This is a genomic window from Vibrio navarrensis (genome assembly GCF_015767675.1).
Classification (GTDB): domain Bacteria; phylum Pseudomonadota; class Gammaproteobacteria; order Enterobacterales; family Vibrionaceae; genus Vibrio.
In genome coordinates, this window is record NZ_CP065217.1 from 941,408 (window position 1) to 960,955 (window position 19,548).

Below are 19,548 nucleotides of genomic sequence, written 5' to 3' on the forward strand. Positions count from 1 at the left end.
TATAATTACCTTTTTGTTAAGCATTTGAAAATAAACGATTTATTACATTGTTTTACGGAATTGTAAAAATATTGCCAATTTAAAGTTTGAATACGGATGGTGATTTTGACGAAAGTGACGAGGCGTAAATTGACGAAAGTTACGGCTTCAAAAATGTAAACTTTGATTTCACGCAATAAAGCGATGGGTATTGAACGATAAAATTACACCACTAATAATAATCCTTCTCATTTCAATTTCCGATTAAGGTACCCATCATGAAGTTATCCGAATTAGCGCAGGGGCAGCGTGCGACCGTGTGCGCTTTCCTCTCTCTCTCAACTGATGTCAGGAAAAAACTCATGGTGATGGGGATATTGCCAGATACCGAGATCAGACTGATACGCCGCGCACCGATGGGTGACCCGCTGCAAGTCGAAGTTCGTGGTGTTTCTCTCGCCGTTAGGGAAAACATTGCCGCGCAGATCGAAGTGGAGAGCAAATAAATGCAGTATCAAATTCTGACCGTTGGCAATCCGAATAGCGGTAAAACAACGTTGTTCAATGGTTTGACAGGTGCAAAACAGCAAGTGGGAAACTGGGCGGGGGTCACCGTTGAGAAAAAAACTGGTCGTTACATGCACGCCGGAGATGATTTTTCTCTGACGGATCTGCCCGGTATTTATTCACTCGACAGCGGTAATGACAGTAACAGTATTGATGAATCGATTGCCGCTCGAGCTGTATTAACACACCCCGCCGATCTGATTATCAATGTTGTGGATGCGACAAGTCTTGAACGTAGTCTCTATATGACGTTGCAGCTACGTGAACTTGGGCGACCAATGATTGTGGTGCTGAACAAAATGGATGCTCTGAAGAGAGAGCGACAACTACTCAGCGTCGATGAGCTGGAGAAAGTGTTAGGTTGCCCTGTGGTCACCCTGTCTGCCACCGATAGCAAACAAGTTCTCCAGTTTAAAGAAAAACTGCATAAACTTTTGTTACAGGGGGTAGCGCTAAACGACGTTGCATTAGATTACGGCACCGAGATGGAAGCGGCGATCAAAAATTTACAGCCGATGTTTACGAGTGCTGAAGTCGCTTACCGCGCGTTGGCGATTCGTGCTCTGGAATCGGATACTCTTGTGCTAAATGGTCTTAGTGAAGGTCAACGAAATCAAGTCTTGGTGCAAAAAGGTAATCTAGATCTTGATATCGACTTGCAAGTAGCCAATGTGAGATATACGTTTTTGCATCAAATCTGTAAGCGTGTGCGTCGTACCGAGGGCAAGTTAAGTCGCAGCACCACCGAGACCTTGGATCAGTTCATCCTCAACAAATGGATCGGCATCCCTTTCTTTTTTGTTGTCATGTATTTGATGTTCATGTTCTCCATCAATATTGGCAGTGCCTTTATTGACTTCTTTGACATCGGTGTAGGGGCTTTACTGGTTGATGGCGGCCACCACTTGCTTGATGACCATTTACCTGTATGGCTAGTGACGATTTTAGCCGATGGCATTGGTGGCGGCGTACAAACGGTTGCTACCTTTATTCCAGTGATTGCTTGTTTGTACCTTTTTCTCGCGATGCTAGAGAGCTCCGGCTATATGGCAAGGGCCGCATTTGTGTTGGATAAAGTGATGCAGAAAATTGGCTTGCCGGGTAAGGCTTTTGTACCACTGGTGTTGGGCTTTGGCTGTAATGTGCCTTCAATTATGGCAACGCGCACTTTAGATCAAGAACGTGAGCGAAAGCTGGCTGCATCAATGGCCCCTTTTATGTCCTGCGGGGCTAGATTGCCCGTTTATGCCCTTTTTGCTGCCGCCTTTTTTCCCGGCGCGGGTCAGAACGTTGTTTTTGCTTTGTACCTGCTTGGCATTGTGGCGGCGATTTTTACCGGGCTGTTTTTGAAGAAGACGTTGTATCCTGGCAGTAGCGACAGTTTATTGATGGAAATGCCTGACTACGAATTCCCGACGATGCAAAACGTGCTGTTAAAAACATGGCAAAAGCTAAAACGTTTTGTATTGGGTGCAGGGAAGACCATCGTTATGGTAGTCGCCATTCTCAGCTTTCTGAATTCGCTTGGCACTGATGGCAGTTTTGGTAATCAGGACAGTGAACACTCCGTGTTGTCGAAAGCGGCGCAGGTAGTCACGCCAATTTTTGCACCGATAGGCATTACCCAAGAGAACTGGCCTGCAACTGTAGGGATTATCACGGGGATTTTTGCTAAAGAAGCTGTGGTGGGGACGTTGAACAGCTTATACACCACGTCCGGTGAGGAAGAAGCGGCAGAGTACGATTTGGCAGACAGTTTAAAAGAAGCGGTGATGACAATTCCAGCTAATTTAGCTGGCCTGAGTTTTTCCGACCCGTTGGGGATTGAAGTGGGCGATCTGTCCGATTCAACAGCAGTTGCGGAAGAGCAAGCCGTGGATGCCTCGATTTTTGGTAATTTAAAAGCGAAGTTCGCTTCTGGCCACGCCGCGTTTGCCTATCTGATCTTTATTTTGCTTTATACGCCCTGTGTTGCGGCTATGGGGGCTTATGTGCGTGAGTTTGGTGCGCCTTATGCTCGCTTTATCGCCCTGTGGACGATGGGATTGGCCTATAGTGGAGCGACATTCTATTATCAAGCGGCTCACTTAGCCGATCACCCTGCGCGTAGTGTGGTATGGATGGTCGCTATTATTCTACTGTTTGTCTTGACCTATCAGCTACTGAGACAAGTGGGTAAAAAAGAGCGCAGCTTAGAGGCAACGTTAGCGTGATCTTAGATGAACTGTATCAGTATATCGCCGCGCAAGGGATGGTTTCTCGTCGTGATTTAGCCAAACACTTTGGCATGAGTGATGACGGTGCTGATGCCATGCTTAACGTGTGGATCAAGAAAGGTAAGATAAGTCGCTTAGTTGATACCAACCAAGCGAATCACGTTACTCGTGTGCGCTACACAGTGACAAAGCAACAGGGCTTGTCTCTCACCGTCACAATGTGACCATAAAGAAAAGAGCCGCATCTGAAGCGGCTCTTTTTCATACCTGCGGAATTATCCTTTTTGAAACAGTGAGCTCAATGACAACACATTGCGGATGCGTTCGAGCATCTCTGCTTGCTCTGCTTCGTTGCGGAACTCACCTTGCGTATTTCCCCAAATTGGGCCGGGCCAGGCAACATCGGTCTGAAAACGCGCAATATGATGGATGTGCAGCTGCGGCACCATGTTACCTAATGCGCCAAGGTTGAGTTTGTCTGGGCGAAAAGTCGCTTCCAATGCTTGGCTAACGGCTTGAGATTCGAGCAAAAACTGTTGCTGCTCTTGCATGGGTAAGTGGTGCAGCTCTTTTAAGTTGGCACGTTTGGGTACCAATATAACCCACGGCACGGCATTGTCTTTATGCAGCAATGCCACACACAGCGGGAAGTGACCGATGAGAGTGGTGTCTTTTGCCAATTGAGGGTGCAGTTCAAAACTCATTGTTGTTGTCCGGTTTGAAGAGAGTGAAATCAGTATACGTCAGATAAAACAAAAGGTTGACGCTTTCACGTCAACCTTTCTTAATTACCTAGAACCTAGAACCTAGAACCTAGAACCTAGAACCTAGAACCTAGAACCTAGAACCTAGAACCTAGAACCTAGAACCTAGAACCTAGAACCTAGAACCTAGAACCTCTTACATACGCTCCAACGTATCGATACCGAGTAGAGACAGACCTTGCTTGATGGTCTTCGCTGTTAGCGCTGCTAGTTTTAGACGGCTTTGTTTCACTGCTTCATCTTCAGCCACTAGGATAGGGCACGCTTCGTAGAAGCTAGAGAACTGGCCTGCGAGTTCGAATAGGTAGCTACACATGATGTGTGGTTGACCTTCACGCGCGACAGATTGCACCGCTTCTTCAAACTGCAGCAGTTTGGCGATAAGCGCTTTTTCTTTCTCGTCAGTGATCTTGATATCACCTTGTAGCTCATCCATAGAAACGCCAGCTTTAGCGAATACAGAGGCTACGCGAGTGTAAGCGTATTGCATGTACGGTGCCGTGTTGCCTTCGAATGCGAGCATGTTGTCCCAATCGAACACGTAGTCTGTAGTGCGGTGTTTCGAAAGGTCGGCGTACTTCACCGCTGCCATTGCTACCGTGTTCGCGATCGCTTTCTTCTCGTCTTCTGCGAGTTCTGGATTCTTAGACTCGATCAGCTGCGCTGCACGAACTTCTGCTTCATCTAACAGATCGGCCAGACGAACCGTACCACCAGCGCGCGTCTTAAATGGACGACCATCTTTGCCGAGCATCATGCCGAACGCGTGATGCTCAAGAGAGACAGATTCTGGCACGTAACCGGCTTTGCGAACGATAGTCCACGCTTGCATCAAATGCTGATGCTGGCGTGAATCGATGAAGTACAGTACGCGGTCCGCGCCTAGCTGCTCGTAACGGTATTTCGCACACGCGATGTCGGTTGTGGTGTAGAGGAAGCCGCCATCACGCTTTTGGATGATCACGCCCATTGGCTCGCCATCTTTGTTCTTGAACTCTTCAAGAAACACCACTTGCGCGCCGTCATCTTCAACCGCTAAGCCTTTCTCTTTTAGATCGGCAACAATCCCTGGCAGCATGTCGTTGTACATGCTTTCGCCCATCACGTTTTCACGTGTTAGTGACACATTGAGTCGGTCGTAGTTGCGCTGGTTTTGGATCATGGTGACATCCACCAGCTTCTTCCACATCTCGGCGCAGAATTCGTCACCGCTTTGCAGCTTAACTACGTAGCCGCGAGCTTTTACCGCGAACGCTTCGTCTTCGTCGTAAAGCTTTTTCGATTCGCGGTAGAAGGCTTCCAGATCAGCCAGTTCCATGGAAACTTCGCCAGACTCTTGCTGTACGCGCTCAAGGTTGGCGATAAGCATACCGAACTGAGTGCCCCAGTCACCGATGTGGTTGGCGCGGATCACTTTGTGGCCTAGAAACTCAAGAGTACGCACCACTGCATCGCCAATAATGGTTGAGCGCAAGTGACCAACGTGCATCTCTTTGGCTACGTTTGGCGCCGAATAATCGGCTACGATGGTTTTCGCTTCTTCAGCGGCTACGCCGAGGCGTGCATCTGCCAATGCGGCATCGGCTTGTTTAGCGAGGAACTCTTCACTAAGGAAAATGTTGATAAAGCCCGGACCTGCGATTTCGGTTTTGCTTGCAATGCCTTCTAGGTCTAGAACATCCAGTACTTTTTGCGCAAATTCTCGAGGGTTGGTACCCAGTTGTTTTGCTACGCCCATAACGCCATTGGCCTGGTAATCACCAAATTGTGGCTTAGCGGATTGGCGAACTGCTGCAGGGCTGCCTGCAGGAGCGCCAGCAGCTTCGAGAGCCTGAGATACTTTGTCGTTAATAAGTGCTTGGATATTCACACGCGTTTCCTTCAATTCAAGGACGAAAAACCCAGAAAGCAAGTGGCCGGGTTCTGTTTGAGTTCACAAAAATGACGCTAATGATAACAATTTTCTTGGTGATCATATAGAGAGGATTTGGTGAAATTTCGACTTTTTCCAGCAAGATGAAAATGCCTGCGATTTTGCGATGGAGTTGCTACTATGAGGCCGAAAATCCGAGCTTTCGTGAGAGCAAAATGAATAGATTACTAGAAGAAAAACGCCTGACACCTGTGCAAATGCTTGAAGATTTAGACGGTTTTATGCAAAAAATTGAGTCTTTAGCTGATTTGCTGCAATTAGATTTGAGTTTAGCTCAGGCTGATCATCTGGCGCTGCGAATTAATCAAGCACATCTTGCCAAGGCGGCGCATCTGGCTTGGTCTGATTATGGCGAGACTATTTCCGAGGCGATGATCAATGGTCGGCCCATTATCGTGATCGCCTTCAAGCAACCATTGCATGCGCGTGGCTGGAAAATCGAATGTTTGGAGTTGCCATACCCTGCACCGGGGAAAACTTACCACAGCGAAAGTTGGGAGCATGTGGAATTTGTCGTGCCTTCGCACGCGCAAAGTGCCGAGGCATACCTAGAGGACTTACAGCATACCTATCCCGCTTTTGGTGCTCAGTTTGCCAAGCTGGAAGAACGAGGTGTGAAGACCAAGCTGTCGAGCCCGAAAGGGGAGGGGGAGCGTTTGAATAACCCAACTGTGGCGTTTAAGTACCAAGGCGTCTGTATTAAGCTTCATCCACACTCCCTCAAACGCATTGTTGAATCGGAACAAAACGCGCATTAAAAAAATAGAGGGTTGCCACTTGGCAACCCTCATTCACTGCTAAGTCAAATCTTAGAGAATCACGGTCTTATTGCCGTAGACAAAAACATGGTCGTTAAGCACTTTATTCAGCGCTTTGCTCAAGACATTTTTCTCCACGTCACGCCCAGCCTGCGCCATATCTTGCGCACTGAAATTGTGATCAACAGGAATAACGTCCTGTTTGATGATCGGCCCTTCATCTAAATCATTGGTGACAAAGTGGGCAGTGGCGCCAATGATCTTGACGCCGCGCTCATAGGCCTGTTGATAAGGCTTGGCACCGATGAACGCTGGCAAAAAACTGTGGTGAATATTGATGATCTTGTGGTGGTATTTCTCGACAAAAGCTGGGGTCAAGACGCGCATGTACTTTGCCAGCACCAGATAATGCGGCTGGTAGCGGTCAACCACCTCCAGCATTTTCTGTTCATGTTCTTCGCGGCTTAACCCTTCGTGCGACACATAATGGTATGGAATATCAAAACGCTCGGTAAGGGTCTGCAATTTGTCGTAGTTACCAACCACAGCGGCGATCTCGACATCGAGGCTGCCATCGTAGTTCTTCATCAGAATATCGCCCAGACAGTGGGCTTCTTTAGTTACCAAAATCACAATGCGCTTGCGCTCAGAGCTGACCAGTTTACGCTTTGCTCCGCTTGGCAAAGCTTGGTCTAGATCGGCGAGAAAGGTGTGATCGTTGAAGTATCCTTCCAGTTCGGTGCGCATGAAAAAATGACCGCTGGCGTTATCTACGAACTCATTGTTGTGAATGATATTAAGTTGGTGTTTGTAACAGATGTTGGTGATTTTCGAGATCAGACCCGGCGCGTCTGAGCAATGAGTCAGTAGTGTTTTCTTTTCCATATTTAAGATACTTCCGTGAATAATTTTTTTATGGTACGAATAATTGTTTGGGCGTCGAATAGTGAGCTAAACCGCAATACAAGGCTAATAGATAATCTATTATTAATTTGGTTTCAACATATTCTCTGGGCCAAACGTTTTGCTAAAGAGGATTGCTGAGAAGAGCCGTCAAAACGATACACAAGGTGGTAACTTATGGACAAAGATCTATTGGCTCGAAAACTGTACCTAGAAAGAGTCTCGACTCTGGTCGGTCAGCACGAAATCGATGAGGAGCTTATTACGGAGATGTGGCAAAATCGCGCCTCCCCAGCAGAAGCAGCCAAAGTCATTTTAGAGGGTGAACATTTTAGCGGTCCGGCATGGCTAAACCGTTACCTGAATCGCAAATAATCGAACAGCATAGATTCTACATCACTGCGAGGCGAGCCAAATCCGATTCGCCTCGGCTTCGCAAAACTGCCATAATCAGCCCCACTTATCCATCACCAGCATACAGAATGATAGCCAAAACCTTCTCTTCCAAAGGCGCATTAGGCAAAGCCATCCCTGGATTTCAGGCTCGTCAGCCGCAAATTGACATGGCCGAAGCGGTCAGCCAGGCGATTCAAGACAAGAGTCAACTGGTGGTGGAGGCAGGCACCGGAACCGGAAAAACCTTTGCCTATCTTGTACCTGCATTATTGAGCGGCAAGAAAACCATTATCAGTACTGGATCGAAAAACTTGCAAGAGCAGCTCTTTCACCGCGATCTGCCGTTGATGGTCGATGCGTTGGGTTTTTATGGTCAGGTTGCGTTGCTAAAAGGACGTTCGAATTATCTCTGCTTAGACAGGCTCAGCCGACAAATGGTGGAAGTGCATCATCATGAGGCCGATTCGACGCAATTGAGTCAACTGGTCAAAGTGCGCAGTTGGTCGTCGGAGACCAAAACGGGCGATCTGGGTGATTGTGACGATTTGCCAGAAGACAGCCCGCTGATTACGACCATCACATCAACCAATGACAATTGTCTGGGTAAAGAGTGCCCGAGCTATCAAGATTGCTTTGTCCTTAAAGCACGCAAAAAGGCGCTGGATGCCGATGTGGTAGTGGTTAACCACCACCTATTTTTAGCCGATTTGGCGATCAAAGAGACCGGATTTGGCGAACTGATCCCGGAAGCCGATGTGTTTATTTTCGATGAAGCCCATCAGTTGCCGGATATCGCCAGCGAATATTTTGGACAATCACTCTCAAGCCGACAGATCCACGATCTCGCCAAAGACATCGAGATTGCTTATCGCACGGAAGTGAAAGACATGCGTCAGTTGCAAAAAGTGGGCGATAAGCTGGTGCAAACCTCGATGGATATGCGCATTGTGCTGGGAGAGCCCGGTTTTCGTGGCAACTGGCGTGATGCGTTGCAGTCACCATCGATAAAGCGTGAAGTCGAGCGCTTAGTCGATGCGTTAGATCTCACCATCGATGTGCTTAAATTGGCGCTCGGGCGCTGCCAGTTGCTCGATACGGCCTTTGAGCGGGCCAATTTGATCAAAGCGCGCTTGGAGCGCGTGTGCGATACCAGCGTAACGGGGTATTCTTACTGGTTTGATACCTCCCCCCGTCATTTCACCCTGCACATTACTCCGCTGTCGGTGGCCGATAAGTTCCACGAGCAGATTGAGATGAAACCGGGCGCGTGGATTTTTACCTCCGCGACTTTGGCGGTCAATAGCGATTTCGGCCACTTCACCGCAAGATTGGGGCTAAAACCCGCGAAACAGTTCTCGCTGCCTAGCCCTTTTGATTATCAGCAGCAGGCGCGTCTTTGTGTTCCGCGCTATCTGCCTGAACCCAATAGCCCCGGTTTAGCCGACAAACTGGTGCGTATGTTAGCGCCGTTGATTGAAGCGAACCAAGGGCGCTGTTTTTTCCTTTGTACCTCTCACAGCATGATGCGTGAACTGGGTGAACGCTTTCGCGAGGTGCTCAGTTTGCCCGTGCTGCTGCAAGGGGAAATGAGTAAACAGAAAACGCTGGCAGAGTTTATGGTGCTGGGTAATGCGCTACTGGTGGCGACAGGCGCTTTTTGGGAGGGGATTGATGTTAGAGGTGATGCGTTAAGCTGTGTTATCATCGACAAACTTCCTTTTACATCACCCGATGACCCCTTGCTCAAAGCACGAATTGAAGATTGCCGCTTGCGGGGTGGAGAACCTTTTGAACAGGTCCAGTTGCCTGATGCCGTTATCACCTTAAAACAAGGGGTAGGACGTCTAATTCGCGATCAAAAAGACCGCGGCGCACTGATTATCTGTGATAACCGCTTGGTGACCCGTGAGTATGGTGGCGTCTTCCTCGCCAGTCTCCCTCCGATCCCAAGAACACGCGATCTGGACATCATTCAACAATTTCTAACAGAACAAACAGAGAACTAAATGAGCGCAAAAATTCTCGCTATCGACACAGCCACGGAAAACTGCTCTGTGGCACTCCTAGTTGGTGAGCAAGTTTTCTCACGCAGCGAAGTGGCTCCGCGTGACCATACCAAAAAAGTGTTACCTATGGTGGACGAAGTGCTGCAAGAAGCAGGGCTGACTTTGCATGATCTGGATGCGCTAGCGTTCGGCCGAGGCCCGGGCAGTTTTACTGGCGTGCGAATTGGCATTGGTATTGCACAAGGTTTAGCGTTTGGTGCGGATTTGCCCATGATTGGCATTTCGACACTGGCGGCGATGGCGCAGGGCAGCTATCGTCAAAATGGGGCGACTCATGTGGCGACGGCGATTGATGCACGAATGAACGAAGTGTACTGGGGACGTTACCAGCGCCAAGAAGATGGCCGTTGGCAGAATGTAGATGACGAATGTGTTATTCCCCCTGCCGATTTGGCGGCGCAGTTAGACTCAGATGTACAGACTTGGACGACAGCGGGAACAGGTTGGGATGCGTACTCCGATGCGTTGGGCGCATTGGCCATTTCTGTTGAAAAAGGCGACATCCTCTATCCAGACGCGCAAGATATTGTGGTGTTAGCAGGTCACGAATGGGCAGCGGGAAACACCGTCGCGGTTGAAAACTCGAGCCCGGTGTATCTGCGTGATAACGTTGCGTGGAAGAAATTGCCTGGGCGAGAGTAGTCGCCCAACTCACTGAATAATAATGGTGGAATGCGATGGCCTCAATTAATGGTTTACCTCCTGCGATTATTCCCGGCACGGGCCGGACCAATAAGAGCAGCCGTAAAAAGGTCAATAAAAGCCAGCAACAAGTCGCACAACCTTCCAAGGTGGCCGATGCGGTGGCGCATTCCATCCGTCATGTCTCTCAAGCGGATGTAGAGCGTGCCCAGTTGCAATACGACCTTCCTGAAGGACGCGCGCGCCGAGCGATGGAAGAGTATATGGATGTAATGAATCAAGCGCGTAGAGAGGAACTTGCCCAACTCGTTGGTGTCGATATCTACGTGTAGCGCTCTGGCAATGTGCATTGAAACGTTAAAGGTGAGTGAAAGATGAAAAAAGAGTGCCGTTTACTATTCACACTGGTTGCGCTGTTTACCGTCAGTGCCTGTAGTTCGCTGCCAGAAGAGCTCAATGCGCGCAATGAGTCTGTGCTAACGGATTACAAAACCTTTGCCAAGCAGCAAGGCCAAGTCACAGAGGAAGTTCGTCTTGGTGGTGTGATTGCCAAAGTCGATAATCTATCAGATAAAACCCGAATCGAACTGGTTAATTTGCCGATAAGTAAAGAAGGCAAGCCCGATATCGGCCAAGAGCCTAGTGGCCGTTTTGTTGTCTACCTTCCTGGGTATCTTGAACCTGTCGCATTCAGTCAGGGTCGTCTAATGACGGTTGTGGGGCAAGCTGGCGGTGAAGAAAAAGGCAAAATTGGTGATTATGACTACGTCTTCCCTGTGATCCAAGCTTATGGTCACCGACTCTGGACCATCGAAGAGCGAGTCCGAGTTTACGACACTTCCACTTATCTCTATCCTTGTTACTCCATTTCTTGCCGCCAACGGCGTGATTTCCCTCGTGATGGAAAAATCATTAAAGACGTCAACTAATGCGTGATTCCCGTTATACGCTGGCGGACTTGAGTCTCGCGGCACTTGAGATTGGTGATGCAAAAACGGCTGATTTATCAGTCGTTTTTATTCATGGCTGGTTAGATAACGCCGCCAGTTTTCTCTCTGTTATGCAGCATCTTCATCATCTTTGCCCTAGATTGCATCTGTGTGCGATCGATCTGCCGGGGCATGGGCATTCTGACCACAAAGCATCGGGCAATTTTTACCCTTTTCACGACTACATTGATGATATTCATCAGTTTTTGCACATTTTATCGCCAAACAGACTGCTGTTAGTCGGCCATTCTCTTGGTGCATTGATTGCGAGTTGCTATAGTGCCGCCTTTGCTGAACAGGTGGATGCACTGGTTCAGATAGAAGGTTACGGGCCTTTGGCTGAAGCCCCGCAAAACGCGGTTCAAAGGCTCAGGCAAGGGGTGCTCAGCCGTAATCGTTTGCGTACCAAACCCTCCCGTAATCTCGCCAGTTTTGACGAGGCACTACGCCTTCGCGTGATGGCAAATCAGCTTTCTCCAGATCTGTTACGGCCGATCGTCGAGCGCTCAGTGATTGAGCAGCAAGGCACTTGGCAGTGGCGGCATGATGCAAAATTGAAATGCGACTCGCTCTATCGCATGTCCCACAAACATGCTGCAACAATGGTAGAGCAGATTTCTTGTTTTCATCTGGTCATATTAGGCGAAAATGGCTTTCGCGAGCTTAAGGATTTCAGCCACTTAAACGTGAGCAATCCTGCAAAAATCGCGACAGTTGCGGGCGGTCATCATTGTCATTTAGAGCAATCGCTCGAGGTGGCTCAGCGAATTCTTGGTGTAGTTAACAAAATTTAAACAAGTGTTTGAGAGTTTCGTGCTCAAGCATGACGGCTGTGCTGTAATAGCGAACAAAATAAGAAAGGACGCTATTGCGCAAGACAAAAGTCTTTCGTTAGCCAGCTATTGACGAGGAGTAACATCGTGGAAAAACCATGGCTTTCACGTTATCCAAGTGACGTACCTGAAACCATCAACCCAGACCAGTATGAATCGCTGGTGGAAATGTTTGAGCAATCGGTGCAAAAGTACGCCGACCAGCCTGCGTTCATGAACATGGGCTCGGTGATGACGTTTCGCAAATTAGAAGAACGCAGTCGTGCTTTTTCTGCCTATCTGCAAAACGAGCTCAAGCTGAAAAAAGGCGATCGTGTTGCCTTGATGATGCCAAACCTGCTGCAATACCCAGTTGCGCTGTTTGGCGTGTTGCGCGCCGGTCTTATTGCGGTTAACGTCAACCCTCTTTACACTCCTCGCGAGCTGGAACACCAGTTAAACGACTCTGGCGCCAAAGCGATTGTGATTGTCTCCAACTTTGCCAACACGCTTGAGCAAATCGTTGATAATACGCCAGTGAAACACGTGGTTTTGACGAGTTTGGGGCAAATGTTGCCACGCGCGAAAGGTACCATTGTTGATTTTGTCGTCAAATACGTCAAAGGCATGGTGCCTAAGTATGATCTGCCTGGGGCGATTTCAATGCGTAAAGCGCTGCACAAAGGGCGACGCCTGCAATACGTCAAACCGTTTATGACCGGCGATGACATCGCCTTTTTGCAATACACGGGTGGTACCACAGGCGTGGCAAAGGGCGCGATTCTCACCCACCGCAATATGGTGGCAAACGTCTTGCAAGCCAAAGGCATGTATGGTCCTGTCCTGAGTCAGGGGCGTGAGTTAGTGGTAACGGCTTTGCCGCTTTATCACGTTTTTGCGCTGACCGTGAACTGTTTGCTGTTTATCGAAATGGGTGGCCGTAACCTGCTGATTACCAACCCTCGAGATATTCCTGGGCTCATTAAAGAGCTGCAAAAGTATCCCTTTACTGCGATTACCGGGGTCAATACGCTGTTTAATGCCTTGGTTAATAATGAAGATTTCCACGAGTTGAACTTCAGCAATCTCAAACTTGCTGTGGGCGGCGGCATGGCGGTGCAGCGGGCGGTGGCGGAAAAATGGAAAAAAACCACCGGTTGCTACCTGCTTGAAGGTTACGGATTAACCGAGTGTTCACCTCTGGTTGCCGCCTATCCGCACGACTTGGTTGATTACAACGGTTCAATTGGCCTGCCTGTTCCTTCAACCGAGGTGCGTATTGTCAATGATGAAGGCGAAGCCCTAGCAAACAGCGAAACGGGTGAGCTGCAAGTGCGCGGCCCGCAGGTGATGCAGGGGTACTGGCAGCGTCCGGAAGCGACCAAAGAAGTGATCAATAGCGAAGGCTGGTTATCGACCGGGGATGTGGTGAAGTTCGATCAAGAGGGCTTTTTGCACATTGTTGATCGTAAGAAAGACATGATTTTGGTCTCCGGTTTCAATGTCTATCCGAATGAGATCGAAGATGTGGTTGCGCTGCATGGTAAAGTGCTGGAAGTGGCCGCCATTGGACAACCACATGAAGTCTCTGGTGAAGTGGTGAAAATCTACGTGGTGAAGCGTGATCCAAGTTTGACCAAAGAAGAAATCATCAACCACTGTCGCCAGCATCTCACCGGTTATAAAGTGCCGAAGCTGATTGAATTCCGCGAAGAGCTGCCCAAGACTAATGTCGGAAAAATATTGCGCCGAGTATTGCGTGACGAGAACGACGCAAAACTGGCGAAAAATGATGCCGCTGCGTAATCCGCGCAAAGTGTAACAATCAATGCTAGAATGCCAGCCTATGTTTTCAGGCTGGCATTTTTATTTTCAAGCGATAGCGAGTGACGAGTGAATTATCAGATTATTACCGATGAAAAAGAGCTCAATAGGGTCTGCCACCAAGCGCGACAAGCGGATGTGGTGATGTTGGATACCGAATTTGTTCGAACGCGAACCTACTATCCTCAACTTGGCTTAATTCAGTTATTTGACGGGGAAAACTTGTCGCTCATCGACCCAACGACAGTGAAAGAGATGGATGCTTTCGTTGAGTTGTTGCAAGACACTGCGGTGATTAAAGTGCTGCACGCTTGCGGCGAAGATTTAGAAGTGTTTCACAACGCTTTTGGTTGCACGCCAGTTCCCATGGTCGATACGCAAATTATGGCGGCCTTTCTCGGTCACGGGCTGTCTACTGGCTTTGCCGCTTTGGTTGAGCAATATTTGCACGTTCAACTGGATAAAAGTGAATCCCGCACGGATTGGCTAGCGCGCCCATTGTCAGACAAACAGCTGGAGTATGCCGCGGCTGACGTGCATTATTTGCTGCCGCTGTATGACATTTTGCGAGACCAAGTGCAGCAGGCCGGCTGGTGGCAAGCCGCGCAGCAAGAGAGTGAACTACTGGCGGGCAAACGCGTGCGCACCCCAGATTTAGCAAACGCCTATCTCGAGATCAAAGGGGCATGGCAACTTAAACCGCGTGAATTGGCCATCTTGAAGCCGCTCGCGACTTGGCGAATGCAGGAGGCAATTCGTCGTGACTTGGCGCTCAACTTTGTCTTTAAAGAGCAAGATTTGCTAACGGTTGCCCGTTTGGGCCTCACTAGCTTTAAACGCATGGAGCAAGAGGGGATGGATTTACGTTCCGTGCAGCGCCATGGCAATAAAATTGCGGCCATCGTTAGAGAAGCGCTAACGACGCCGGCTGACGAGTATCCTGAAGAGATAGACCGTTTGATGGACTTGCCGGGTTATAAGCAGCTGTTTAAGCAGCTCAAAGATCAAGTGACCTTAGCAACGAAAAACACCGGTCTGGCCTCAGAGTTTTTGGCATCGAAGAAGCAAATTAACCAGTTGATTACCTGGGTGTGGAAAAAGGATCGCGATCCAGAGAGTTTGCCGGATCTGATGCAAGGTTGGCGTTTGCCCATTTTGGGCGAAAAAATGAATGCGCTAATCTAAGCGCGGAATATGCGGAATATAAAAAAGACAGATGGTTTGATCGTCTGTCTTTTTTTGTAAGCAAAACACAACAATATGTGTTTTTACAGCGCCTGCGCTTATTTCTCTTCGTCGGGTAACTTGACGTTCAGCTCCAGAACCGAAATATCATCGTCTTTATGTTCGAAAGTGAGATCGACCATCGACGGGTCAACGGCAACATACTTGCTGATCACTTTCAAAATATCTTCTTTTAACTGAGGAAGATAAGAAGGCGCGGGATCGTTCTGGCTACGACGTTCCGCCACAATAATTTGCAGACGTTCTTTCGCCAAGCTGGCAGAACTCTTTTTTTGTGGGCGGAAAAACTCTAAAAGTGACATAAACTAGCCTCCGAACAGTCTTTTGAACAGTCCTTTCTTCTCTTCCGTCAGGAAACGAAAATCCACCTGTTTACCCAGTAGACGTTCGACCGTATCCGCGTAAGCCATACCAGCATCCGATGCTTCATCAAAAATGACTGGCACCCCTTTGTTCGAAGCATTTAGCACCGCTTGGCTTTCTGGAATGACGCCAAGCAGAGAGATGTGCAGGATCTCTTCCACGTCTTCCACGCTGAGCATCTCGCCTTGACTCACACGAGTTGGGTTATAACGTGTTAATAACAGGTGCTGTTTCACGGGTTCAAGCCCTTGCTCGGCGCGCAGTGATTTTGAATCCAAAATACCGAGAATCCGGTCGGAGTCGCGAACCGAAGAGACTTCTGGGTTGGTGGTCACAATCGCTTCATCTGCATAGTATAGCGCCATCAGCGCGCCTTGCTCGATGCCTGCTGGCGAGTCACAAATGACAAAATCAAAGCCCATTTCATCCAATTGATCCAGCACGCGTTTTACGCCATCTTTGGTCAGTGCGTCTTTATCGCGGGTTTGCGATGCAGGCAGAATGAACAGGTTCTCAGTGCGCTTGTCTTTAATCATCGCCTGATTGAGGGTGGCTTCGCCGTTAATCACGTTGACGAAATCGTATACAACGCGACGTTCACAGCCCATGATAAGGTCTAAGTTACGCAGGCCAATGTCAAAATCGATCACGGCCGTTTTTTTGCCTTGTAGCGCGAGGCCAGAGGCAATGGCGGCGCTTGACGTGGTTTTACCAACCCCACCTTTGCCAGACGTAACAACAATAATGCGTGCCATTGTGTTTTCCTTTCTAATCTTTAAAGAGTGAGCAATTCGAGGTGGAGTGATTCATCCACTAGGCTCAACATAATTTTTTGTTGCCAGAATTCGCGGTCGATCTGATCGCTCAGCCAGTAGTTTCCAGCGATAGAGATCAGCTCCGCTTGCAAATCATGGCAGAGTATTCTTGCTTCTTTTTGACCACTCGCGCCAGCGATAGCTCGCCCGCGTAGGGTGCCGTAGATATGAATCGAGCCATCGGCAATCACTTCGGCACCGGCACTGACGTGACTTAAAATGACCAAATCCGCGTCTTTGGCATAAATTTGTTGTCCGGAGCGAACCGGCGTACGCACCACTTTCGTCGGAGCAATTTTAGCCGGAGCTTGGGTCGGTGATTTGCTGGCTGACATAATGGCGAAACCCGCTTGTGAAGCGAGATTTTGCGTGCGCTTATCTTTGCAGCCCGTAATGCCAACTGGGATCAAGCCCGCTTTTGCAATCCCCTGTTTCAGGCGGTCGAAGTCGATATCGCCTTCGACCTCGGCAATATTGATCACGACTGGGGCAGAGGCGAAAAACGCCGGTGCTTGGTCAACTTTTTCTTGCACAAATTCAATGGCGCTGTCGACCGAGCAATCTGTTAGGTGCAACACCGACAAGGTGAAGCTGCTACCTTTTAAATCAGGGGTACGAGACATCCGATACTTCTTGCCTTTATTGAAAGAGCGTTGTCTTTTACTAAGGTTGTCATGTTATATTTCATCCCTGCACGCAGCAAGTTATCTTGCGGTCATTTAGGTGATTTTGTCTGAAAAATTACGTTTTAATTAAATTTCGCGTGTCGGATGCGGAAATTAACAAAAAAGGCTTGTCATGCTTTGTTCTATCTATAAAAGTTCTAAGAAAGAAGGCACATATCTTTACATTCCTAAAAAGGATGATTTTTCAAAAGTTCCTGAACAATTAATGGCAATGTTTGGTAAGCCACTGCCAGTAATGACGATAAATTTGCAAGGTCGTACGTTGGCGTTGGTCAGTGTCGAGAAGGTTCGCGAATCACTAATAAATGACGGTTTCTTCTTGCAACTGCCGCCACCACCGAAAAATCTTCTCGAACAACATAAAGAACGCAAAGCGCAGCAGAAGTCAGATTAACGGCGTGGCTGGTTTTGCGGGCCGATTGGCTCAAGGAGGGCAATATGAGAACACTGTTAACAGCGATGCTCGGTATGAGCCTAAGTGCTTCGGTATGGGCGAACTCGGAAAGTTTCGAGCAGTATATTGAACGCTTGAAAGCACAAGCGCGCTCGGAAGGTATTAGCGCACAAACCATTGCGCAGGCGTTTCACAATGTCGAGTACAAGCCCCGAGCGGTAAAAGCGGATCGCAATCAACCAGAAAAAAAACTGACGCTGGATGAGTATCTTCCACGCGCGGTGCCCGATTGGAAAGTACAGCAGGCGAAAGATCTCTACCAAAAACATGGCGCAGAACTGAAGCAAATTGCTGAACACTATGGCGTGCAAGCGCGCTTTATTGTCGCGCTTTGGGGCGTAGAAAGTAATTTCGGTAAATTTACTGGCAATTTTCCTGTGGTCGACGCGCTCGCGACTATGGCCTATGAAGGGCGACGCGAGGCGTTTTTCCGCGCCGAAACCATGGCGGCGTTGAAGATTCTCGATCAAGGACACATTGAATACGAGAATTTTAAAGGCTCTTGGGCGGGTGCCATGGGGCAATGTCAGTTTATGCCCAGTTCGTTTTTGGCCTACGCTGCTGATGGCGATGGTGATGGCAAAAAGGACATCTGGAGCAATACCCACGATGTATTTGCCTCGACCGCTAGTTATCTCAGCCAGTCTGGTTGGGATGACAAGTACACTTGGGGGCGGCAAGTAAGAATCCCTAAAGGGTTTGACCTTTCCTTGCAGGGCAGGGAAGAAGCCAAAGGTAAGTATTTGCAAGAGTGGAAAAAGCTAGGTATTACCAATTATGTGGGCGGGGCGTTGCCGATGCTCAATCAAGATATCAAAGCCTGGCTGGTGATGCCGGATGATGAAAATGGCCGGGCTTACTTGGTGTACAACAATTACAATGTACTAATGAAGTGGAACCGCTCTCACTACTTCGCTCTGGCCGTTAGCCATCTGGCTGATCGCATTAAAGATTAACCACCAACTTAGGCTTGTCTCATGCGTTGCGTGATGGCAAGGCCTTCTTAACGACAACATGTTATCTGAACGCGCAGCACAAATGGTGGTTTTTTCCGCCTTGGTTAAACATCGCAACTTCACTCAGGCGGCGAAAAGCTTGGGTGTGTCGGTTTCACACGTCAGTAAGCAGCTTGCGTTACTCGAAGCCTCGCTTGGCATCAAGCTGATTCAGCGCACCACGCGCAGTTTTACGCCGACCGAAGCAGGGCTGAGCTTTTATCGTCATTGCCATCAGGTGGTGCAAGCGGTGAACAATGCGCAGTCTGAAATGGAGAGCCAGCGTGATGAGGTGGCTGGTTTGGTGCGTATCGGTTTGTCGCAATCTTTCGGTACCTTGCATGTGCTGCCTGCGATTGACGAGCTGCGTCAGCGCTACCCACAATTGCAAGTCGAATTGCACCTGTTTGATTATAAAGTGGATATGTTAGACGAAGGGCTGGATGTGTGGATCACCAACCACGAGAAATTGCCAGAGGGGTATATTGCCCAGCGTTTGGCCGATTGCCAATTCGTGGTTGCTGCGTCACCCGACTACTTAATGCGTCACGACACGCCTGCACATCCAACGGACCTTAGCGAGCATAACTGTTTGATTTATCGCAGTTGGGAACGTGATTACACCAGCTGGGCTTTTCGCCGCGCCGACGAAGAGTTATGCGTCAAAGTAGCAGGCAACTATTCCGTTGATTTGGCCGAAGCAGTGCGCGATGCCGCGATTGCCGGATGGGGGATAGGCTATCTTGCCACCTATTTGCTGAGTGATGAGTTTCGCAGCGGAAAACTGATTCAGCTATTGCCAGAATGGCGCGCCAGCCAGCAAATGCCGTTTTATGCGGTCTACCCAAGTCGTCAACACATGCCAAAGAAAACCTCAGCGGTGATCGAATTTATTCGGCAAAAGATCGGCGCACCATGTCACTGGGATCAAAAGCTGTTGCCTTATATCACCATTGCGCATTGAGTGATTTTCGTCACATATTATTTCTCTGTTGGGAAACATTTTCCTTATATGGAAACAATACCAAATAGCAAACGTTTATCTTGATTTTTTTCAAAGAGTTAAGTGTATAGGCGTTGGCTGCTGTTCTTCCTGTTCCACTTTATTAACATTCCCGACTTGCATCCCGCGTTTGTCACT

The 19,548-nt window shown here is 48.7% G+C and carries 21 protein-coding genes; 15 read left to right on the plus strand and 6 right to left on the minus strand.

All coding sequences use genetic code 11. The annotated features are described in order from the left end of the window. Positions 1–257 precede the first annotated feature (257 nt). Genes I3X05_RS04290 through I3X05_RS04300 form a run of 3 tightly spaced genes read left to right on the plus strand, consistent with a single transcriptional unit; the run spans position 258 to position 2,986 of the window. Positions 258–485 carry a FeoA family protein gene (locus I3X05_RS04290; protein ID WP_045571000.1) on the plus strand — a complete coding sequence of 76 codons (228 nt, stop codon included), beginning with the start codon at positions 258–260 and terminating at the stop codon, positions 483–485. Further along, positions 486–2,759 (plus strand): Fe(2+) transporter permease subunit FeoB, encoded by a 2,274-nt coding sequence (gene feoB, locus I3X05_RS04295; protein WP_337970972.1) that lies wholly within the window; start codon positions 486–488, stop codon positions 2,757–2,759. Further along, positions 2,756–2,986, plus strand: a complete 231-nt coding sequence (locus I3X05_RS04300; protein ID WP_045570998.1) for a FeoC-like transcriptional regulator — start codon at positions 2,756–2,758, stop codon at positions 2,984–2,986. Before feoB ends, I3X05_RS04300 begins: the two co-directional genes overlap by 4 nt. 51 nt (positions 2,987–3,037) lie before the next feature. Here I3X05_RS04300 and I3X05_RS04305 read toward each other — a convergent pair whose 3' ends face one another. Beyond that, complete coding sequence (locus tag I3X05_RS04305; protein WP_039424844.1) at positions 3,038–3,466, minus strand: HIT family protein; 429 nt, start codon at positions 3,464–3,466, stop codon at positions 3,038–3,040. A gap of 196 nt (positions 3,467–3,662) precedes the next feature. Next, a complete protein-coding gene (gene argS, locus I3X05_RS04310; protein ID WP_045570997.1) occupies positions 3,663–5,396 on the minus strand; it encodes an arginine--tRNA ligase in 1,734 nt (577 codons plus the stop codon). A 218-nt stretch (positions 5,397–5,614) separates the two neighbouring features. On the opposite strand from argS, the gene I3X05_RS04315 reads away from it, so the two are divergent. After that, a complete protein-coding gene (locus tag I3X05_RS04315) occupies positions 5,615–6,217 on the plus strand; it encodes a VOC family protein (RefSeq protein WP_045571054.1) in 603 nt (200 codons plus the stop codon). A gap of 51 nt (positions 6,218–6,268) precedes the next feature. Here I3X05_RS04315 and purU read toward each other — a convergent pair whose 3' ends face one another. Then, positions 6,269–7,102, minus strand: a complete 834-nt coding sequence (gene purU, locus I3X05_RS04320) for a formyltetrahydrofolate deformylase (protein WP_045570996.1) — start codon at positions 7,100–7,102, stop codon at positions 6,269–6,271. Between the two features lie 195 nt (positions 7,103–7,297). Here purU and I3X05_RS04325 point away from each other — a divergent pair, with 195 nt between their 5' ends. From I3X05_RS04325 to rnd, 8 genes are all read left to right on the plus strand, one after another. Next, positions 7,298–7,495 (plus strand): hypothetical protein, encoded by a 198-nt coding sequence (locus I3X05_RS04325; protein ID WP_045570995.1) that lies wholly within the window; start codon positions 7,298–7,300, stop codon positions 7,493–7,495. 107 nt (positions 7,496–7,602) lie between these two features. Beyond that, positions 7,603–9,522 carry an ATP-dependent DNA helicase gene (locus I3X05_RS04330; RefSeq protein ID WP_045570994.1) on the plus strand — a complete coding sequence of 640 codons (1,920 nt, stop codon included), beginning with the start codon at positions 7,603–7,605 and terminating at the stop codon, positions 9,520–9,522. Next, on the plus strand, positions 9,523–10,224 hold the full coding sequence (gene tsaB, locus I3X05_RS04335) for a tRNA (adenosine(37)-N6)-threonylcarbamoyltransferase complex dimerization subunit type 1 TsaB (RefSeq protein WP_045570993.1): 702 nt from the start codon (positions 9,523–9,525) through the stop codon (positions 10,222–10,224). Positions 10,225–10,259: 35 nt separating this feature from the next. Then, on the plus strand, positions 10,260–10,556 hold the full coding sequence (locus tag I3X05_RS04340; RefSeq protein WP_045570992.1) for a hypothetical protein: 297 nt from the start codon (positions 10,260–10,262) through the stop codon (positions 10,554–10,556). A 42-nt stretch (positions 10,557–10,598) separates the two neighbouring features. Beyond that, positions 10,599–11,153 (plus strand): Slp family lipoprotein, encoded by a 555-nt coding sequence (locus tag I3X05_RS04345; RefSeq protein WP_193186368.1) that lies wholly within the window; start codon positions 10,599–10,601, stop codon positions 11,151–11,153. Beyond that, positions 11,153–12,007: an alpha/beta hydrolase gene (locus tag I3X05_RS04350; RefSeq protein WP_045570990.1), complete on the plus strand. Its 855-nt coding sequence runs from the start codon at positions 11,153–11,155 to the stop codon at positions 12,005–12,007. The genes I3X05_RS04345 and I3X05_RS04350 overlap by 1 nt, the downstream gene beginning before the upstream one ends. A 126-nt stretch (positions 12,008–12,133) precedes the next feature. After that, positions 12,134–13,831, plus strand: coding sequence for a long-chain-fatty-acid--CoA ligase FadD (gene fadD, locus I3X05_RS04355; protein ID WP_193186371.1), 1,698 nt, complete (start codon positions 12,134–12,136; stop codon positions 13,829–13,831). A gap of 87 nt (positions 13,832–13,918) precedes the next feature. Continuing rightward, on the plus strand, positions 13,919–15,034 hold the full coding sequence (rnd, locus tag I3X05_RS04360; protein WP_045570989.1) for a ribonuclease D: 1,116 nt from the start codon (positions 13,919–13,921) through the stop codon (positions 15,032–15,034). 98 nt (positions 15,035–15,132) lie between these two features. On the opposite strand, the gene minE is transcribed toward rnd, so the two are convergent. The 3 genes from minE to minC are packed head-to-tail and all read right to left on the minus strand — an operon-like array spanning position 15,133 to position 16,895. Next, positions 15,133–15,396, minus strand: a complete 264-nt coding sequence (gene minE, locus I3X05_RS04365) for a cell division topological specificity factor MinE (RefSeq protein WP_039424871.1) — start codon at positions 15,394–15,396, stop codon at positions 15,133–15,135. A 3-nt stretch (positions 15,397–15,399) separates the two neighbouring features. Further along, positions 15,400–16,212 carry a septum site-determining protein MinD gene (gene minD, locus I3X05_RS04370; protein WP_039433895.1) on the minus strand — a complete coding sequence of 271 codons (813 nt, stop codon included), beginning with the start codon at positions 16,210–16,212 and terminating at the stop codon, positions 15,400–15,402. Between the two features lie 20 nt (positions 16,213–16,232). Next, positions 16,233–16,895: a septum site-determining protein MinC gene (minC, locus tag I3X05_RS04375; RefSeq protein WP_045570988.1), complete on the minus strand. Its 663-nt coding sequence runs from the start codon at positions 16,893–16,895 to the stop codon at positions 16,233–16,235. A 175-nt stretch (positions 16,896–17,070) separates the two neighbouring features. Between minC and I3X05_RS04380 the strand changes: the two genes are divergently transcribed. Genes I3X05_RS04380 through I3X05_RS04390 form a run of 3 tightly spaced genes read left to right on the plus strand, consistent with a single transcriptional unit; the run spans position 17,071 to position 19,371 of the window. Then, a complete protein-coding gene (locus I3X05_RS04380) occupies positions 17,071–17,352 on the plus strand; it encodes a YcgL domain-containing protein (protein ID WP_039445542.1) in 282 nt (93 codons plus the stop codon). A gap of 44 nt (positions 17,353–17,396) precedes the next feature. Then, positions 17,397–18,368 (plus strand): lytic murein transglycosylase, encoded by a 972-nt coding sequence (locus tag I3X05_RS04385; RefSeq protein WP_337970973.1) that lies wholly within the window; start codon positions 17,397–17,399, stop codon positions 18,366–18,368. A gap of 58 nt (positions 18,369–18,426) precedes the next feature. Then, on the plus strand, positions 18,427–19,371 hold the full coding sequence (locus I3X05_RS04390; RefSeq protein WP_045570986.1) for a LysR family transcriptional regulator: 945 nt from the start codon (positions 18,427–18,429) through the stop codon (positions 19,369–19,371). Positions 19,372–19,548 lie beyond the last annotated feature (177 nt).

Bases quoted from the DNA above. Each gene is read 5' to 3' on its own strand.
- I3X05_RS04380 (WP_039445542.1), top strand. From the start codon at position 17,071: ATGCTTTGTTCTATCTATAAAAGTTCTAAGAAAGAAGGCACATATCTT.
- purU (WP_045570996.1), bottom strand. From the start codon at position 7,102: ATGGAAAAGAAAACACTACTGACTCATTGCTCAGACGCGCCGGGTCTG.
- minE (WP_039424871.1), bottom strand. From the start codon at position 15,396: ATGTCACTTTTAGAGTTTTTCCGCCCACAAAAAAAGAGTTCTGCCAGC.
- I3X05_RS04350 (WP_045570990.1), top strand. From the start codon at position 11,153: ATGCGTGATTCCCGTTATACGCTGGCGGACTTGAGTCTCGCGGCACTT.
- I3X05_RS04385 (WP_337970973.1), top strand. From the start codon at position 17,397: ATGAGAACACTGTTAACAGCGATGCTCGGTATGAGCCTAAGTGCTTCG.
- I3X05_RS04315 (WP_045571054.1), top strand. From the start codon at position 5,615: ATGAATAGATTACTAGAAGAAAAACGCCTGACACCTGTGCAAATGCTT.
- I3X05_RS04345 (WP_193186368.1), top strand. From the start codon at position 10,599: ATGAAAAAAGAGTGCCGTTTACTATTCACACTGGTTGCGCTGTTTACC.
- I3X05_RS04390 (WP_045570986.1), top strand. From the start codon at position 18,427: ATGTTATCTGAACGCGCAGCACAAATGGTGGTTTTTTCCGCCTTGGTT.
- I3X05_RS04325 (WP_045570995.1), top strand. From the start codon at position 7,298: ATGGACAAAGATCTATTGGCTCGAAAACTGTACCTAGAAAGAGTCTCG.
- I3X05_RS04290 (WP_045571000.1), top strand. From the start codon at position 258: ATGAAGTTATCCGAATTAGCGCAGGGGCAGCGTGCGACCGTGTGCGCT.
- feoB (WP_337970972.1), top strand. From the start codon at position 486: ATGCAGTATCAAATTCTGACCGTTGGCAATCCGAATAGCGGTAAAACA.
- minC (WP_045570988.1), bottom strand. From the start codon at position 16,895: ATGTCTCGTACCCCTGATTTAAAAGGTAGCAGCTTCACCTTGTCGGTG.
- tsaB (WP_045570993.1), top strand. From the start codon at position 9,523: ATGAGCGCAAAAATTCTCGCTATCGACACAGCCACGGAAAACTGCTCT.
- minD (WP_039433895.1), bottom strand. From the start codon at position 16,212: ATGGCACGCATTATTGTTGTTACGTCTGGCAAAGGTGGGGTTGGTAAA.
- I3X05_RS04305 (WP_039424844.1), bottom strand. From the start codon at position 3,466: ATGAGTTTTGAACTGCACCCTCAATTGGCAAAAGACACCACTCTCATC.
- I3X05_RS04330 (WP_045570994.1), top strand. From the start codon at position 7,603: ATGATAGCCAAAACCTTCTCTTCCAAAGGCGCATTAGGCAAAGCCATC.
- I3X05_RS04340 (WP_045570992.1), top strand. From the start codon at position 10,260: ATGGCCTCAATTAATGGTTTACCTCCTGCGATTATTCCCGGCACGGGC.